This is a genomic window from Arthrobacter sp. Y3221160, assembly GCF_059092585.1.
In genome coordinates this window covers 367,834-384,502 of record NZ_JBNHHU010000001.1, presented here as the reverse complement: position 1 = coordinate 384,502, position 16,669 = coordinate 367,834, and the positions used below count along the sequence as shown (strand labels likewise).

The 16,669-nt window shown below is 67.6% G+C and carries 14 protein-coding genes; all 14 read right to left on the bottom strand.

Annotated elements, in window-relative coordinates:
• Window positions 1-346 precede the first annotated feature (346 nt).
• Complete coding sequence (locus AC5RWG_RS01785; RefSeq protein WP_494166299.1) at window positions 347-1,981, bottom strand: amidohydrolase; 1,635 nt, start codon at window positions 1,979-1,981, stop codon at window positions 347-349.
• Window positions 1,982-2,021: 40 nt separating this feature from the next.
• Complete coding sequence (locus AC5RWG_RS01780) at window positions 2,022-4,841, bottom strand: DEAD/DEAH box helicase (protein ID WP_494166298.1); 2,820 nt, start codon at window positions 4,839-4,841, stop codon at window positions 2,022-2,024.
• Window positions 4,842-4,908: 67 nt separating this feature from the next.
• Window positions 4,909-5,769, bottom strand: a complete 861-nt coding sequence (gene tatC / locus AC5RWG_RS01775) for a twin-arginine translocase subunit TatC (protein ID WP_493999725.1) — start codon at window positions 5,767-5,769, stop codon at window positions 4,909-4,911.
• 5 nt (window positions 5,770-5,774) lie between these two features.
• A complete protein-coding gene (tatA, locus tag AC5RWG_RS01770; protein WP_493999724.1) occupies window positions 5,775-6,059 on the bottom strand; it encodes a Sec-independent protein translocase subunit TatA in 285 nt (94 codons plus the stop codon).
• A 42-nt stretch (window positions 6,060-6,101) separates the two neighbouring features.
• Window positions 6,102-6,437 carry a hypothetical protein gene (locus AC5RWG_RS01765; protein WP_494166297.1) on the bottom strand — a complete coding sequence of 112 codons (336 nt, stop codon included), beginning with the start codon at window positions 6,435-6,437 and terminating at the stop codon, window positions 6,102-6,104.
• A gap of 10 nt (window positions 6,438-6,447) precedes the next feature.
• On the bottom strand, window positions 6,448-8,445 hold the full coding sequence (locus AC5RWG_RS01760; RefSeq protein WP_494166296.1) for a helix-turn-helix transcriptional regulator: 1,998 nt from the start codon (window positions 8,443-8,445) through the stop codon (window positions 6,448-6,450).
• Between the two features lie 112 nt (window positions 8,446-8,557).
• A complete protein-coding gene (locus tag AC5RWG_RS01755; protein ID WP_493978452.1) occupies window positions 8,558-8,953 on the bottom strand; it encodes an FKBP-type peptidyl-prolyl cis-trans isomerase in 396 nt (131 codons plus the stop codon).
• 69 nt (window positions 8,954-9,022) lie between these two features.
• Window positions 9,023-9,931, bottom strand: a complete 909-nt coding sequence (locus tag AC5RWG_RS01750; protein ID WP_494166295.1) for an FKBP-type peptidyl-prolyl cis-trans isomerase — start codon at window positions 9,929-9,931, stop codon at window positions 9,023-9,025.
• Window positions 9,932-10,016: 85 nt separating this feature from the next.
• Window positions 10,017-11,378 (bottom strand): Pup--protein ligase, encoded by a 1,362-nt coding sequence (pafA, locus tag AC5RWG_RS01745; protein ID WP_494013987.1) that lies wholly within the window; start codon window positions 11,376-11,378, stop codon window positions 10,017-10,019.
• A 2-nt stretch (window positions 11,379-11,380) separates the two neighbouring features.
• The gene (gene prcA / locus AC5RWG_RS01740) at window positions 11,381-12,112 is read right to left on the bottom strand and encodes a proteasome subunit alpha (protein ID WP_494166294.1); all 732 of its coding nucleotides are present in this window, start codon (window positions 12,110-12,112) and stop codon (window positions 11,381-11,383) included.
• A gap of 2 nt (window positions 12,113-12,114) precedes the next feature.
• Window positions 12,115-12,951 carry a proteasome subunit beta gene (gene prcB, locus AC5RWG_RS01735; protein ID WP_494166293.1) on the bottom strand — a complete coding sequence of 279 codons (837 nt, stop codon included), beginning with the start codon at window positions 12,949-12,951 and terminating at the stop codon, window positions 12,115-12,117.
• A 3-nt stretch (window positions 12,952-12,954) separates the two neighbouring features.
• Entirely contained in the window at window positions 12,955-13,158 is a 204-nt protein-coding gene (locus tag AC5RWG_RS01730; protein ID WP_493978456.1) for a ubiquitin-like protein Pup, read from the bottom strand.
• Between the two features lie 42 nt (window positions 13,159-13,200).
• Window positions 13,201-14,799: a depupylase/deamidase Dop gene (gene dop, locus AC5RWG_RS01725; RefSeq protein ID WP_494167085.1), complete on the bottom strand. Its 1,599-nt coding sequence runs from the start codon at window positions 14,797-14,799 to the stop codon at window positions 13,201-13,203.
• A gap of 14 nt (window positions 14,800-14,813) precedes the next feature.
• Window positions 14,814-16,502, bottom strand: coding sequence for a proteasome ATPase (gene arc, locus AC5RWG_RS01720; protein WP_493978557.1), 1,689 nt, complete (start codon window positions 16,500-16,502; stop codon window positions 14,814-14,816).
• Window positions 16,503-16,669 lie beyond the last annotated feature (167 nt).

The window sequence follows — 16,669 nt, the reverse complement described above, 5'->3', positions numbered from 1 at the left end:
CACACGCCTTCGGGCCACGAAAGCAAACCTGTGGGGGAACGCAGACATGTTTTCTACTGACGTGCGGACCTACCCCGGAAGTGCCGGTTCGTCAAGGGACGTCGGGCGCAACCGCCCGCAGGCAGGTGCCGCCAGCAGCCTCTCTCCCCGGCACGGACCGGTATCCGCGAAGAAATACCGGCCCATTGAGAGTTCAGCCTACTGGTTGTGCGGGATGTGTCAATACCGCTCTGACCTGCGGTTTTGTCCATACCTGCACGTCAGAGCGGGGCTCCCGGCGGTCGAAAGTTCTCGAAATCAAACAAATCGTTCAGATTTTTCCGCGACCGCCGAAAACGGAACTGCCTCAGGAGCCGTCATAAATGGTTACTCCATTCATCACCGTGCGGACACACACCGGCAACCTGCCGCTGTCCAGAGAGGGCAGCATCGGCGTGCCCGCACGCGCATCGGTGCTCCAAGCGGACACCCGCGAGTCGGGAGTCTGGATGGAGAGTTCGTCCGCGTCCCAGACGGCGAACGTCGCGGGAGTACCCGGAGCCAGCTGGCCCTCCATGGGGTTCCGTTCGCCCGCGGCCCGCCAACCGGCCCTGGTGTGCGCCAGGAACGCCGCCCGGGCGGAGATCTGCTCGGACCGGTTATGGTGCTCCAGGCACGCCTTCACGGCGGCCCACGGGCTTTGTTCCGTGACCGGGGCGTCGGACCCGATCGCGACCGGAACGCCCGCAGTCTGCAACGTTCCCACCGCGTTCATGGCGAGTGCAGACTCGGCGCCCAGCCGCGTGGCATACATGCCTTCCGCCCCGCCCCAATAGGCGTCGAAGAGCGGCTGCATGCTGGCGGTCACCCCGTGCCGGAGCATCCGCTCCAGCGCCCCCTCGGGGACCATTTCCACATGTTCAAGGCGCGGGCGGGCCGACCGTACCGCCGCGTCCCCGACACGTTTGGCGGCCAGGTCCAGGGCGTCAAGCACCCGTAGCAACCCGGCATCGCCAATCACGTGGAAACCCGCCTGGATGCCCTGCTCCGCTGTCAGTTCCACATGCCGCGCAGCAGCCTCGGTGTCGAGATAGAGCGTCCCGTGCTCCCCCGGGAGGTCGGCGTAGCCCGCACTGACGGCCGCCGAATGCGATCCGACGGACCCGTCCATGGTCAGGTCCCCGCCCAGCCCCCGCAGGCGGCCGGAGAAGTAGTGCACCGTTTCCTTGACCTGTTCGGCGGAGGTCATCAGCTCCCCCCAATACGGCAGGATCCTCGGCCCGGGCTCGGCATCGCCGAGTTCGAGCAGCGCCAGCAGGTCCTCGGCGGGACCCAGCTGCGGGGCAGCCATTTCCGTGACGGCGACGTACCCGCGGGACGCAGCGTGCCGCAGGGCCAGACGCTGGAGCTCTTCGCGCCGGCCGGATGCAGGGATCTGGACCGCGGCCCGGGCCCGTGCAAGGGCCGGCCCGCTGGCCGTCCCGGTCTCCGACCAGCCGGGCAACTCCGAGAGCGACAGGCGGGTCGCCAGCGCGGCCGAGACGGCCGCGGAATGGACATCCACCCGCGTCAGGAAGACATCCGCCCCGCCCGACGCGCGATCCAGTTCGGCGGCGGAGGGGGCGCGGTTCTCGGGCCAGCGGGTTTCGTCCCAACCGTGGCCCAGGACGGGGCCGCCGTCCTGCCGGGAAGCGGCGGCGACGGCGTCGAGCAGTTCCACCAGCGACGCGCAGCCGGTCAGGTCGAGCGAGGACAGGGCGAGCCCCGTCTGCGTCACGTGGGCGTGCGCGTCCACGAAACCGGGCGCCACCAGGCGTCCATCGAGGTCGACCACCCGCATGCTGCCGTCGGCAATGGACGTCGCGGCGTGCTCCGACCCGATCCAGGCCACGGTGCCGCCGTCGACGAGCATCGCCGTGGCGTACGGGTCGGCGGCGCTGTAGACGCTGCCGTTGCGGTACAGCGTAAGGCCCGTGGCAGCGGGCAGGACAGATTCGCTCATGGAAATCCTTTCAGAAGGTGGTGTGCCCGCGGTAGCCGGGCTATTCGGCCACGGCGGCGTAGGCGACGACGCCCCGGCGGACCAAGCCAATGGCTTGCCTGCCGCGGGCCGCGAGCTGAGGATCGAGGGCGGGCACTTTGATCAGCTGGTCCAGCAGGTCGATCACCTGCTTGGCCCACCGGACAAAGTCGCCGGCGGCCAGGTCCGTGCCCTTGAGCGCGGTCTGCAGGGACCGGCCGCTGGCCCACTTGTACATCGGCCAGGCGAGTCCGAGCTCCGGCTCGCCGGTGAGCGGCAGCCGGTGCTGTTCCTCAAGATCGGTCAGCTGCGACCATTCACGGACGGCGATCATGACCGACGCTTCCATGGCGGCCGAGGGCATCTTGGGCCGGATGCCGGCCTCTTCCCGCTTGGCCTGGTACACGAGGCAGGACACGAAGGCCGCCAGTTCCGCGGCGGTGAGCCCGGCGAAGGCGTCCTGCTCCAGGCACAGCGCCACCAGCAGGTCACGGTCGCCGTAGATGCGCCGCAGCCGTTCCCCGGCGGGGCTGATGGCGACACCGTCGCCGCCGGTCTCCAGGTAGCCATAGCTGTCCAGCACCTGGCAGACCCGGTCGAAGGTCTTGGCGATGGTGTTGGTGCGGCCCTGGATCTGCGTCACCAGCTGGTCGGTTTCCTTGCGGAGGTTCCACCAGCGCTCCGCCCAGCGGGCATGGTCTTCCCGGTCGCTGCAGCCGTGGCAGGGGTGGGCCTTGAGTTTGCGGCGCAGGTCGTTGATCTGCCGCTCGGCCTGGGTCCCGCCCGGAACGATGAAGTCACGGTGCTCGCTCCCCCGCCGCGGCGGGCGCTTGTCGTGCAGCGCATTGCGCAGCGAGGACGCCAGGTCGCGGCGTTCCTTGGGGCTGCGCGCGTTGAAGGTCTTGGGGATCCGGATGGTGGAGAGTACCTCCACCGGGCCCTGGAAGTCGTCGACGGAAATGCGGCGGATGTGCTTCTCCTGGGTCAGCACCGTGGGGCGGGGCTCGCGGGCGGCTTCGTCCCGGTCCAGCACCACGGCGTAGCCGAGGTTCCGGCCCGCCGAAATGTCGATGATGTCGCCGCGGCGCAGGCGGTCCAGGGACGATGCCGCCGCCGAGCGCAAGTGCCGGGACTGGGTGCGGGAGGCGCGTTTCTCGACCTCGTTCAGGTCCCGGCGCAGGCGGGCGTATTCGTTGAAGTCGCCCAGGTGGCAGCTCATGGCCTTCTCGTAGCCTGCCAGCGACTCTTCCCGGCTGCGCACCTGCTTGGCAAGGCCCACCACGGAGCGGTCGGCCTGGAACTGCGCGAACGAGGTTTCCAGGATCTCCCGGGCCGGGCCGCGGCCAAACTGCGCGATCAGGTTGATGCTCATGTTGTAGGTGGGCCGGAAACTGGAGTTCAGCGGATACGTCCGCCGCGACGCCAAGCCGGCTACGGCTCCCGGATCCGTGCCGGGCTGCCAGAGCACCACGGCATGGCCTTCGACGTCGATGCCCCGCCTGCCGGCGCGGCCGGTGAGTTGCGTGTACTCCCCTGCCGTGATGTCGACGTGCGCCTCGCCGTTGAACTTGTCCAGTTTCTCCAGCACCACCGTCCGCGCCGGCATGTTGACGCCCAGCGCCAGCGTCTCCGTGGCGAAAACGGCGCGGACCAGGTTGCCGGCGAAGAGCTTCTCGACCACTTCCTTGAACGTCGGCAGCATGCCGGCGTGGTGGGCTGAAAAGCCGCGGGACAGGCCTTCGCGCCAGGTCCAAAAGCCCAGCACGTCCAGGTCCTCTTCGGCTATGTCCTGCACGGCCTCGTCCACGCGGCGGACGATGACGGCGCGTTCCTTTTCCGTGGTGAGCAGCAACCCGGATTCCAGGCACTGCTTCACGGCGGCGTCGCAGCCGTTGCGGGAGAAAATGAACGTGATGGCCGGCAGCAGTCCCTCGCTGTCGAGCTTGGCGATGACCTGCGGCCGGCTGGCGCGCCGAATCCGGGTCAGCGCCTGCCGCGGGGGTTCGGGCGCGCGCCGCCCGCGCCGGCCGCCGGAACGGCCCCAGTTGGCGCTGCGGTTGAGCCGGTGCTCGGCCGACGCCAGTTTCAACAACTCGGGGTTCACCTCGTAGGCGCGGCCACTGCCGGTGCCGGATTCCTGCGCGGTTTCGTCGAAGGCGACGTCGCCGGCGAAAAGATCGAACAGGTCCGAGCCGACCATGACGTGCTGCCACAGCGGCACCGGGCGGTGCTCGGACACCACCACGTCGGTGTCGCCGCGGACGGTGTCCAACCAGGCGCCGAATTCCTCCGCGTTGGAGACGGTCGCGGACAGTGAGACCAACTGCACGTCGTCGGGCAGATGGATGATGACCTCTTCCCACACGGCGCCGCGGAACCGGTCGGCCAGGTAGTGGACTTCGTCCATCACCACATAGGCCAGGTCCAGCAGGGTGTCGGAATTGGCGTACAGCATGTTCCGCAATACCTCGGTGGTCATCACCACCACGTCCGCGTGCGGATTGACCGAGGTGTCCCCGGTGAGCAGCCCCACCCGCTCCGCGCCGTAGGTCGCCACCAGTTCGTTGTACTTCTGGTTGCTCAGGGCCTTGATCGGCGTCGTATAGAACGCCTTGAGTCCCCGCTGCAGGGCCATGTAGACGGCGAACTCGCCGACGACGGTCTTGCCGGCGCCGGTGGGGGCCGCGACCAGGACGCCGCGGCCGCGCTCCAGGGCCTCGCACGCCTCGCGCTGGAAGGGGTCGAGTTCGAATCCGAGCGTCTGGCTGAACGAGTACAGCCGGGTCTTGGAGAAGGCCACCCGTTCGGCGGCCGCAAGGTAGCGTTCGGAGGGGGAACTCATAGCAAAAGCCTATCCGCTTAAATCCGCCGGCCCGATGGGTGCCGCCGGCCCCTGGCCGGGCCGCAGCCTATTTGGCTCCGTCCTGCTCCGGGTTGTCGGCCTTCAGCTGATCGAGCGGCGTGGCCTGGTCGACGCCGGCGGCTACTTCCGCTTCACGGACCTTGCGCCGCTTGTCCCGCCGCTTGTCGTTGAGCAGGCTGATGCCGGTTGCCACGAAGAACAACGCCAGCAAGGGGGCCGCCAGCAGGAACATGGACATGGCATCCGGGCCGGGGGCGGCCATCGCCGCCACCAGGCAGACCACGAACACCACGATCCGCCAGCTCTTGATCACGCGGCGGCCGGACAGCAGGCCGGCGAAATTCAGCCCCACCAACACCACGGGAAGCAGGAACGCGATGCCGAGGGAGAGGAACATCCGCATCACGAATGTGAGGTAGTCGGTGGCCAGGATCTGGTTCACGCCGCCTTCCGGCGTGAACATGGTCAGTACCTTGACGATCTCCGGGAGCACGATCCAGCCGAAGTAGATCCCGAGCAGGAACAGCGGCACGGCGGCGACCATGAAGCCGAGCGTGTAGCGGCGTTCCTTGGTCTTCAAGCCGGGCGTGATGAAGGCCCACACCTGGTAGATCCACACCGGGGAGCTGACCAGCAGCCCCAGGAAGATGGAGACCTGGATTTTCAGGTCGAACGGAGATCCGACACTGCCGTAGTTGATTTCCGCACGCCGGCCCTCTTCCGCCGAGATTTCCATCAGCGGTGCCTGGACGGCGACCATCACGGGGTCGTACAGGAACCAGCCGGCGACCGCGCCGAGCAGGACGGCAATGCCGGAAACGATGAGCCGGTTGCGGAGTTCTTTCAGATGGGCCTTGAGCGGCATCCGCCCCTCAGGGTTGGCCTTCCGGCCTTTCTTACCGGCCACGGCCCTTACTGCTGGTGCGGCGATGGGGATCCGCCGTTCGCATTCGGCTGCTGTCCGCGGTTGTCAGTGTTGTTCCGCGGCGGGTTGACCACGCGGCCCTCGACGGGTTCCGAGTCCGGGGCGGCGGTGGACGCGTCGTCGTCCTTCATCTGCTTCACCTCGGACTTGAAGATCCGCATGGACTGGCCCAGGCTCCGGGCAAGGCCCGGCAGCTTCGGTGCGCCAAAGAGCAGCAGCACAATGATCACCAGAATAATGATGGTCCAGGGGTTATCGAAGAGTCGTCCCATGCGTGGTTCCTTTCGTCTAGTCCATCCTATGCCATCGGCGGGTCAGGACAGCCGCAGATCGCGGAGGGACTGCCGCTGGCCGCGGGCGGCGCGCCGGGCGAACCTGCGCTGCCTCCGCTCCTCGCGCCTCCGCTCCTTGCCCTGGACGTATTCCTCCTTGAGTACCGCGGAGTCGGCGAAGAGTGCCAGCCGGGGGCGGTGCGGGTCGGCGGGCTGCCGTTCCGTCTGGAGTCCGCCGGCCAGCCGGTCGGCCGCCGCCTCGAATTCACGCAAAGTTCGCATGAACTGGCGGAAAATCCGCCAGCCGAGCAGGGCGATGAACACCAGGGCCAGCACGCAAAGGGCAACCCAGAGCAGGATCCAGAACCAAAGGGGCATGCTGTCCACTCTAGCTTCCGGCCGAAGCCGGGGCCGCGCGGTAGGCCTCCAGCGCCTGCCGCAGCCATTCCCGGGTCTGGCCGGCCGCCTCCGCCGGTTCCAGCACGGCAACTTCGCCGCCGTGGCGTGCCGCCAGGCCGGGCAGCATAGCCGTGCTGGACAGCCGGATTTCGGCCGCGAGCGAACCGTCCGCAAGGACCGCGCGGCGCCGGGCATTGTATTGGTCGGCCAGTTCGGCCAGACGCTCGGAGATCCGCAGGACCACCACCTGGTCCGTCTCCTGCGGGGTGAACAGGCTGTCGGGGAATTCGCTGCTCCGTTCGGCCAGCGGCTCAAAGTGCTCGGCGGTGGCGGCCAGGGAGCGCATGCGGTCTACCCGGAACTGCCGCACGGCCTGCTGGCGGTGGCACCAGGCCTCGGTGTACCAGTGGCCGTCCACGGCGAAGACCCGGAGCGGATCGATCCGGCGGTTCGTCATCTCATCCCGGGACGGCACGAGGTAGTCGATGTCCACGCTGCGCCGGGCGGCCGCGGCTTCCTGCAGCGCGAGCACCTCGGGCGTGCTGTCCTCGGCCGCCAGATCCGCGGCGATGGCCGTGTGGCGGGCGGCAACCCCGCCGGCCGCCGCCAACAGCTTGCTGAGCGCGCTGCGCAGGGCGGGCTGCTCCCCCACCCCGGGCACCGTCTCGAGGGCCTGCAGGCCGACCACCAGCGAGAGCGCCTCGTCCAGGCTCAGGCGCACCGGCTTGTCGATCTCGTCGGCGTTGTTGATGGAGATGGTGCCGTCTTCCCAGAAGGCTTCGATGAGCTGGTCCGGGCCGTAGCCGGGAGTCCCGCAGACGAACAGCAGGTTCAGGTCCTTGATCAGCTGGTTCTTGCTGATCTTGAACTTCTCGGCGGTGGCGTCCAGCGGCACCCCCGGATTCGCCGTGACGTAAGAGACCAGATCCAGCAGCCGCGGCAGATGGTCCAGGGACCCCGTCTTCCGTGCCGGCCGTGAGCTGTCCTCCAGCAGGGTGTACGACGGCGGTGCCTGGGTGGCGGCGGCCAGGGCGCCTTCCAGCCGGCGCACCACGGCGCCGCGCAGCTCGTCCGGACCCTGGACCAGAGCGTTGGCACCGTGCGAGGCAATTTCCTCCGCCAGCACCTCCGCGTCGCCGTAGCCAAGTGTGACGGCGTCCCAGCCCGCCGGCGGCCGGACGTCCTCGGCGGGTGCGGCGGCCGCACGCAGCGAGTTGGCCTTGTCCTGCCGGAGCAGGAGGACGGCGGTCCCGTTGTCCTCCGGCGCCTGCAGCCCGTCCAGCACCGTGCGCATGGCGAAGCCTTCCGGGATGCTGTAGGTCCCGTTCAGCTTCTTTATGGTGGAGGTGATCCTGGACAGCCGGAAGGTGCGCTGGGCGTCCCGGTCCAGGTCGCGGCCGGCCAGGTACCAGTGGCCGTAGCGGTTGCCCAGCCCCCAGGGCTCCACCCGCCGCGGCTGCGGCCGGCCGTCTTTGGGCGACCGGTAGTCGAAGGAGACCGGGGTGTGGTCCAACACCGCCTTGAGCAGCGGTTCGAAGGCCGGCTCCGCGGTGCGGATGCGCGGTTCCACCCCGATCAGTGGATCGCCGTCGGCCAGGGCTCCGTGCACGTCGAGCCGGCGGACGGCCCGGGCGGCTGCCGACCCCAGCGAGGCCTGCTGCCACAAGCGGGAGGCCAGCGAGAGCACCGCGCTCTCCCGGGCGGTGAAGTGGAGTTCCGGCAACCGGTACTTGTGCCGGTCGATCCGGTACCGCAGCCCGCTGTTGTCGTTTTCGTAGAGCGTGTCGTCCGGGAACGTCTCCACCGGGATGCCCATTTCCCGCAGGTCCTCTTTGTCCCGCTCGAACAGCCGGTTGAAGGCGTCGTCGCTGGTCGCCTCGCGATACGGCGGGATCAGCGCGCGCAGCTCTTCCTTGCTGTAGCCCCGGCGGCGTTCCAGCAGCGCGATCAGCAGGTTGAGGAGTCGTTCGGTCTTGGAGGCGGACATAGTTGAAACGTTACTGGCTGGAGGGTTTCGGGGCGAAGTCAACGCCGAAGGGGCGGAGTAACGATGAACTAACGTTCTCCGTCGCTCCGCCCCCGGCTGCCGGTCTGTGGGCTCAGCGGACGCCGAGCAGGTCCACCACGAAGATCAGCGATTCGCCCGGCGCGATCGCGGACCCGGCGCCGCGGTCGCCGTATGCGAGGTGCGCCGGGATCTCCAGCCGGCGGCGGCCGCCCACCTTCATGCCCAGCAGGCCCTGGTCCCAGCCCTGGATGACTTGGCCGACGCCAACGCGGAAGTCCAGCGGTGCGCCGCGGTTCCACGATGCGTCGAACTCTTCACCGGTGGACCAGGCGACGCCCACGTAGTGGGTGGACACGGTGTCGCCGGCCTTGGCCTCGGCGCCGTCTCCCACGATGATGTCTTCGATCACCAGGTCCTGCGGGGTTTCGGTCCCCGGGAAGTCGATCTCGGGTTTGGTGCGGTCGTATTCGCGCTTGCCAAAAGACATGCTGAACCTCTCTTGCTTGACGTGTATCTGGTGCTGCGTCGGCTACGTTACCGCACGGTGCGGCATCCCCTACCGGACGTCCGTAAGCTCCACATAGAAGATGAGATCCCCCACGGCATCTCCCTGGCCCTGCACATAGGCCATCTCGGTGGGAATGGACAGCATGACCTTGGCACCTTCCTTCAGGCCGGTCAAACCCTTGGTCCAACCTTCGATGACTCGGTTGAGCGGGAACTCGGTGGCTTCCCCGCGGGAATAGCTGGAATCGAATTCGGTGCCCTTGGCCCAGTTCCATCCGGCGTAATTGGCCTTAACCGTGCTGGAAGCGGTGGCTTCCTTGCCCTTGCCTTCTTCGATGACCTTGACGATGAGGTTCTCCGGCGCGTCGTTGCCTTCAGGGATCTTGACCGAGGGGACGCCCTTGCCGTCGAGGGTGATCTCGGGAAGTTTGCCGGCCTTCTCCAGCTCGGCGACCTCGGCGGGACTTGCCTTGACGGCCTTGTCCTTGACATCCTCCACGGTCAGGACGAACAGTTGCGGGTTTTGCGCCGGCGCGGACGCGCCGGCGGTTTCCAGAGGCTGCAGGTAGTAAGCGATCTGGCTGCCCGGGTTGGAGCCCAGCAGAGCCCCGTACAGCGTCGGATCGGCAGCTTCCAGATCCTTGCTCAGTTCCACCGTCTGGTCCGCCAGGCCGGAGTAGGTCTCGACCAACTGTTCCCCGGTGACAGCGTCCTTGGCCAGCAGCCGGTAGCGGATCCACTGGCCCGCGGCAGCACCGTCCCCCTCGCCTTCGGTGATGACTTCGGCCCGGGATTCGGGCAGTTCCAGCGGCGCGGCGAATTCGACGGCGGGGGCGGCGCCTTCGGCGCCGGAGGTCACGGAGATGTCATCCAGGCTGTCCGAACCCGAATCGCCGTTGCCGCCGCACGCGGTGAGCAGCAGGGCGGCCGGCAGGAGGATGGAGAGTATTTTGCGCACAATCGACTTTCTTATCGCGGAACTTGCGGGCACGGGACATTCTCGCAGAGAAATCTGGTGATCCGCTTGGAATACGGGGCGGAGGTCACAAGGTGGCGAGCAGCGCCTCGACCCTGGGGTCCTCGCTTTTGAACGGATCCTTGCAGAGGATGGTCTGCTGGGAGCGGTCGTTGAGCTTCAGGTGGACCCAGTCGACCGTGAAGTCGCGGCCGTTTTCCCGGGCCGCGCGGACGAAGTCGCCGCGCAGCTTGGCGCGGGTGGTCTGCGGCGGCCGGTCCACGGCGTCCTTGACGTCCTGTTCCTCCACCACCCGGGCCACCTCCCCGCGTGCCTGCAGCAGGTGGTAGAGGCCGCGCCGGCTGGAGATGTCGTGGTAGGTCAGATCCACCTGCGCGATCCGCGGGTGATCCAGGTCGATGGCCTGGCGGTCCATGATCCGGTTGATCAGCCGCTTCTTGATGGCCCAGTCGATCTCCCGCTCGATGCCGCGGTGGTCGCCCGATTCGACGGCCGCCAGGGTCCGTTCCCACAAATCGAGGATGCGTTCCACGTGCGGGCTGTGTGCCCCGTTGGCCTGGACGAACCCGCGCGCCTTGGCCAGGTATTCCTGCTGCATGGCCAGCGCAGACATCTCCCGCCCGCTGGCCAGCTTCAGCGGCCTGCGGCCGGTCAGGTCGTGCGAGATGTCCCGGATGCTGCGGATCGGGTTTTCCAGCCGGAGGTCGCGCATGATGACCCCTGCTTCGATCATCCGCAGGAGCAGGTCCACCGTCCCGACCTTGAGCATGGTGGTGGACTCGGACATGTTTGAGTCGCCGTTGATGACATGCAGCCGCCGGTAGTACTCGGCGTCTGCGTGCGGTTCGTCCCTCGTGTTGATGATGGGCCGTGACCTGGTGGTGGCGGACGAGACGCCCTCCCAAATGTGGTCGGCGCGCTGGGAGAAGGCGAAGATGGAGCCGTTCTGCGTCTTGAGCACCTTGCCGGCGCCGACCAGGATCTGCCGCGTCACCAGGAACGGGATCATGATGTCGGCCAGCCGGGAGAATTCCAGTTTGCGCGGGATCAGGTAGTTTTCGTGGCTGCCGTAGGAATTCCCGGCAGAATCGGTGTTGTTCTTGAACAGGTAGACGCTGCCGCCGAAGCCCTCCCGCGCCAGGCGCTCCTGGGCTTCGTTCATCAGGTCTTCGAGGATCAGTTCCCCCGCCCGGTCCTGCGCCACCAGTTGGGCGACGTCGTCGCATTCCGCGGTCGCGTACTCGGGATGGGACCCGACGTCCAGGTACAGCCGGGACCCGTTGGTCAGGAACACGTTCGACGACCTGCCCCACGTGACCACCTTGCGGAAGAGGTAGCGGGCCACCTCTTCGGGCGAGAGCGGGCGCGAATCCGGCGCCGAATAGGAAATGCCGAATTCGGTCTCGATCCCGAAGATGCGTCGGTCCATGGCTAGCCGTCCATTCCCTCGCCTAATATCCGGTGCAGTTCAGCGGTCGGCAACCGGCGGAAGGCGCGCCGGCTCCCCCGGGTGGACAGCGGGTCGCGGTCCAGGACGGCGACTTCCAGGCCCTCGGGACGCAGTTCCCTGCCCTGCCCCGCGTCCTGCTCGCCGGTCCCGCCGGACAGGGCGGCCACCGCCGCCCGGACCGCGCCGGGAAAGTCCCGGTCCGCGGCCGGGTTGCCGCGCAGCCTCTCGCCCACCGCCTCGGCCGAACCACCCATCACCACGAAGCCGCGCTCGTCGGCGATGGACCCGTCGAAGGTCAGTCGGAACAGCCGGTCGTCGCCCGGCGTATCGCCGACCTCGGCGACGGCAAGCTCCACTTCGAACGGCTTGCTGTCGGCGGTGAACACGGCGCCCAGGCTTTGCGCGTACACGCTGGCGAGGCCGCGGCCGGTGACGTCATCCCGGTCGTAGGAGTAGCCGCGCACGTCGGCGTAGCGGACCCCGGCCTGGCGCAGGCTTTCGAACTCGTTGTATTTGCCGACCGCGGCGAACGCGATCCGGTCGTAGATTTCCCCGATCTTGTGCAGCGCCGGCGAGGGGTTTTCGGCGACCAGCGCGATTCCGTCGGAGCAGCTGAGCACCACCACGGAACGGCCCCGGGCGATGCCTTTCCGGGCGAAGTCCGCCCGGTCCTTCATCAGCTGTTCGGGCGAGACGTAGAACTGTTGCGTCATGCTCAGGCCTCCCGTCCGGCCGCGGCCCGCGCTCCGATGACGGCCTCGGACGTGGCGGCGAGTTCCCGGTCCGGGATCCGGCGGGCGCCGGCGGCGTTGACGGTGTAGATCACGGGCCACACCTGCCGGACGGCATCCGGTCCCCCGGTCGCCGAGTCGTCGTCGGCGGCGTCGTACAGGGCTTCGACGGCCACCCGGACCGCTGCCGCCTCCTCCAGGTTCGGCTGCCAGAGCTTCTTCAGCGCCCCGCGGGCAAAGACCGACCCGGACCCCACGCTGTGATGCTCCTGCTCCTCATAGCGTCCGCCCGTGACATCGTAGGAGAACAGCCGGCCAACCCGCCGCTCGGCATCGAATCCGGCGAAGAGCGGAATGACTGCGAGGCCCTGCATCGCCATGGGGAGATTCGACCGGATCATCGCGCCCAACCGGTTGGCCTTGCCGTCGAGGCTGAGCAGCGTGCCTTCGATCTTCTCGTAGTGCTCGAGTTCCACCTGGAAGAGCCGCGTGATGTCCAGGGCGATGCCGGCGGTGCCGGCGATGCCCAGCAGCGAATGGGAATCGGCCGGAAAGACCTTTTCAATGTGCCGGCTGGCAATCAGGTTGCCCATGGTTGCCCGCCGGTCGCCGGCCATCAGCACGCCGCCGGCGAACGTCATCGACACGATGGTGGTGCCGTGGGGCACCATCGGTGCCGTCCCCGCCGGCAGCTGCTGGGCCCCCCGGGCGCCCGGCAGCAGATCCGGGGCGGTGCGCGCCAGATACTCGCTGAAGGAGGCGGTGGCTGAATGGGAAATGTGGGCGAAAACCGAGCCCGGACCGCCGGCCGGCATGTCCATCAATTACTGGCCGCCCTTCTGCACGAAACCGCGCACGAATTCTTCCGCGTTCTGTTCCAGCACGCCGTCGATCTCGTCCAGCAGATCATCCGTGCCTTCGGTCTCGGCCTGCGCGGCCGGTGCGGCGGCAGGCTCGGGCGTGGGCTCGTCGTCGTACTCTTCGTCGTCGCGGCGCGAGTCCACGTTCTTGCGGTCCTGGGTTGCCATGATGGCCTCCTTCTGGTGGGACGATCGACTCTGTCCTAGTGCTTATGTTGCCACGTGGGGCTCGTCCGCGGGGCCCAGCAACGCCGTGATGAACTCCTCTGCCGACGAAGCTTCCTCGAAGAGCCTGCCGGTCAGTGCGCGGTTGCCGCGCAACGGCTCGCGGGTGGGGATGCGCTGCAGCCGGCGCCGGTCGGGAAGATCGAAAATCACCGAGTCCCAGCTGGCCCCGACGACCTCGCGGGGGAAGTGTTGAATGCACTTCCCGCGGAAGTAGGCCCTGGTGTCCTCGGGCGGCTCGCCCACGGCGGCGTCGATCTGTGCGTCCGAGAGCAGCCGGCGGATCCGGCCGCGTGCGGCCAGGCGGTGGTAGAGGCCCTTCTCGGGCCGCACGTCGGCATATTGCAGGTCGATGAGGCCCAGGCGCGGGTCGCCCCACTCCATGCCGTCCCGGTCCCGGTAGGCCTGCAGCAGTTTGAGCTTGGCCACCCAATCCAGCTGGCCGGCGGCGTCCATCGGGTCCCGGCGGAGCGTGTCCAGCACCGCAGCCCAGCGCCGCAGCACGTCCGCGGTCTGGCCGCTGTCGGTCCCGTGCCGGCGGCAATGCTCCACCGCTGCCTGCAGGTAGATCTCCTGCAGGTCCAGGCCGGTGACCATGCTGCCGTCCTTGAGCGGTACCTTCTGCTGCAGGGAGGGGTCGTGGCTGATCGCCTGCAGCGCCTGCACGGGGTCGGCCAGCTGGACGTCCGGTACCTCGCCGTGTTCGATCATCGACAGCACGACGGAGGTGGTGCCCATCTTCAAAAAAATCGACACCTCGCTCAGATTCGCGTCGCCGATGATCACGTGCAGCCGCCGGTACTTGTCCGCGACCGCGTGCGGTTCGTCCCGGGTGTTGATGATGGGCCGCCGGATGGTGGTCTCCAACCCCACTTCGGCCTCGAAGAAGTCCGCGCGCTGGCTGACCTGGTAGCCAGGGGTGCGGCCGTTGCTGCCCAGCCCCACCCGCCCGGCACCGCACACGACCTGCCGGGACACGAAAAACGGAATCAAGCCGGTGACAATCCGGTTGAACGGCACGCTGCGCGGCATCAGGTAGTTCTCGTGCGCGCCGTAGGAGACCGACTTGTTGTCGGTGTTGTTCTTGTACAGGTTCACCGGCGAGAATCCCGGCGTGGCGGCGATCCTGCGCATCGCGGCGAGCACGACGGCGTCGCCCGCCTTGTCCCAGCGCACCGCATCCAGCGGGTTGGTCACCTCGGGCGAGGAATATTCCGGATGGGCGTGGTCCACGTACAGCCGGGCCCCGTTGCTGAGCACCATGTTCATGAGCACGCCGGAGGATTCGTCCGTGTAGAACTCGTTGCCGGCCGCGCGGCCGCCGGCCAGCGCTATCTGCTCGGCGTCGAGGATCGGCGGGACATCGGTGAGCTGGGATGGGTCCGCCTGGTCACGCGACAAGTCGAATCCGCGGGCATCGTGCAGCGGCTCCTCGTCGGTGTAATCCCACCGGGTGCCGGCCAGGTTCCCAAGGCCCTTCCGCATGGTCGCCGCGTACGCGTTGATCACCTGCGAGGAGAGCACCGTGGAGTTGGCCAGGGGTTCGCCGGGAGCATGGATGCCATACTCCGTCTCCGAACCCATCACGCGATAGACGCTCACAGGTACTGCCCGGTGTTGGACATCGTTTCGATGGCCTTGCCGGCCTCCTGCCCGGCCTTGCCCTGCACGATCGTGCGGATGTAGGTGATCCGTTCGCCCTTCTTGCCGGAAATCCGGGCCCAGTCGTCCGGATTGGTGGTGTTGGGGAGGTCCTCGTGCTCGCGGAATTCGTCCACCACGGCGCTGAGCAGATGCTCGATCCGCAGGCCCTTCTGCTGGTTGGTCAGCAGGTCCTTGATGGCGTTCTTCTTGGCCCGGTCCACCACGTTCTGGATGACGGCGCCGGAATTGAAGTCCTTGAAGTAGAGCATTTCCGTGTCGCCGCTGGCGTAGGTGACTTCCAGGTACTCGTTCGACTTGTCGGTGGAGTACATTTCCTCGACCGTGCGCTGGATCATCGCGTCGATGGTCGCCTTGCGGTCCTGCCCGTGCTCGGCGAGGTCCTCGGCATGGATGGGGAGGTTGGTGGTGAGGTACTTGGCGAAGATGTCCGCGGCCGCCTCGGCGTCGGGCCGGTGGATCTTGATCTTCACGTCCAGCCGGCCGGGGCGCAGGATGGCCGGGTCGATCATGTCCTCGCGGTTGGAGGCGCCGATGACGATGACGTTCTCCAGCTTCTCGACGCCGTCGATTTCGGACAGCAGCTGCGGCACGATGGTCGTTTCGACGTCGGACGACACGCCGGTGCCACGGGTGCGGAACAGCGAATCCATTTCGTCGAAGAAGACCACCACCGGGCTGCCGTCGGATGCCTTCTCGCGTGCCCGGGCGAAAATGAGCCGGATGTGCCGCTCCGTCTCGCCCACGTACTTGTCCAGCAGTTCCGGTCCCTTGATGTTCAGGAAGTAGCTGCGGGTGTCCGTGCCGCTGCGCTCGATGGCCTTGGCGGCCAGGGAGTTGGCCACGGCCTTGGCGATCAGCGTCTTGCCGCAGCCGGGAGGGCCGTAGAGCAGGATGCCCTTGGGGGCCTTCAGGCCGTGCTCGCGGTAGAGGTCGGGATGCAGGAAGGGAAGCTCGACGGCGTCGCGGATCTGGTCGATCTGCGGGCCCAGGCCGCCGATGTCCTCGTAGGAGATGTCCGGCACCTCCTCGAGGATGAGGTTCTCCACCTCGCTGCGGGGAATCTTCTCCAGCGCGTAACCGCTGCGGGCGTCGATGGACACGGCGTCGCCGACCCGGAGCCGTTCGGTCCGCAGGGCGCCGGACAGCTTGACGACCCGTTCCTCGTCGGCCCGTCCCACCACCAGGACGCGGTCGCCGTCGAGCATTTCCTTGATGGTGACCAGTTCGCCGGAGCGCTCGAAGCCGAGCGCGGCGATCACTGTGAGCGACTCGTTGAGCAGGACCTCCTGGCCGGGGGCGAGGTGGTCCATCTTCACCAAAGGGCTGACCGCGACGCGCAGCTTGCGCCCGGACTGCACGATGTCGACGCTCTCCTGCACCACGGCAGCGTTGCTCGTGCCGGGCCGCGGCCGCTGCGCCTTGTTGACCTGGGTGATGGTCGCGAAGCTGAAGGGGGTTTCGCCGTCGCGTTCGAGGGCGGACTTAAGCCGGACGATTTCGCTCTTCGCGGTCTCGAGCGTGGAGACGAGGCGGGAATTGTTTTGGGTGGCCGCGGCCAACTGCTTGTCCAGGTGGCGGAGTTTGTCGCGCAGGACGTTGATCTGGCGTTGGGCGACCGTCAACGCGTCACGCTGGTCGTCCTGCCGTTCAGCCGGTGCCGGTTGGTTGTTCTGGTTCTGGTCGTTCATCACCGCGACCTGCTTCCGTGATCGGTTCCTTCCCTAGACACTAACCGGCCCCCGCCCCGGCTGCACCTGTCTACGAAAGAAAACGCCAAACCGAGACATCT

Coding starts and splice junctions, on each gene's coding strand:
- AC5RWG_RS01785 (WP_494166299.1), bottom strand. CDS start 1,981: ATGAGCGAATCTGTCCTGCCCGCTGCCACGGGCCTTACGCTGTACCGC.
- AC5RWG_RS01780 (WP_494166298.1), bottom strand. CDS start 4,841: ATGAGTTCCCCCTCCGAACGCTACCTTGCGGCCGCCGAACGGGTGGCC.
- tatA (WP_493999724.1), bottom strand. CDS start 6,059: ATGGGACGACTCTTCGATAACCCCTGGACCATCATTATTCTGGTGATC.
- AC5RWG_RS01765 (WP_494166297.1), bottom strand. CDS start 6,437: ATGCCCCTTTGGTTCTGGATCCTGCTCTGGGTTGCCCTTTGCGTGCTG.
- AC5RWG_RS01760 (WP_494166296.1), bottom strand. CDS start 8,445: ATGTCCGCCTCCAAGACCGAACGACTCCTCAACCTGCTGATCGCGCTG.
- AC5RWG_RS01755 (WP_493978452.1), bottom strand. CDS start 8,953: ATGTCTTTTGGCAAGCGCGAATACGACCGCACCAAACCCGAGATCGAC.
- pafA (WP_494013987.1), bottom strand. CDS start 11,378: ATGGACCGACGCATCTTCGGGATCGAGACCGAATTCGGCATTTCCTAT.
- prcA (WP_494166294.1), bottom strand. CDS start 12,112: ATGACGCAACAGTTCTACGTCTCGCCCGAACAGCTGATGAAGGACCGG.
- prcB (WP_494166293.1), bottom strand. CDS start 12,951: ATGGACATGCCGGCCGGCGGTCCGGGCTCGGTTTTCGCCCACATTTCC.
- AC5RWG_RS01730 (WP_493978456.1), bottom strand. CDS start 13,158: ATGGCAACCCAGGACCGCAAGAACGTGGACTCGCGCCGCGACGACGAA.
- dop (WP_494167085.1), bottom strand. CDS start 14,799: ATGGGTTCGGAGACGGAGTATGGCATCCATGCTCCCGGCGAACCCCTG.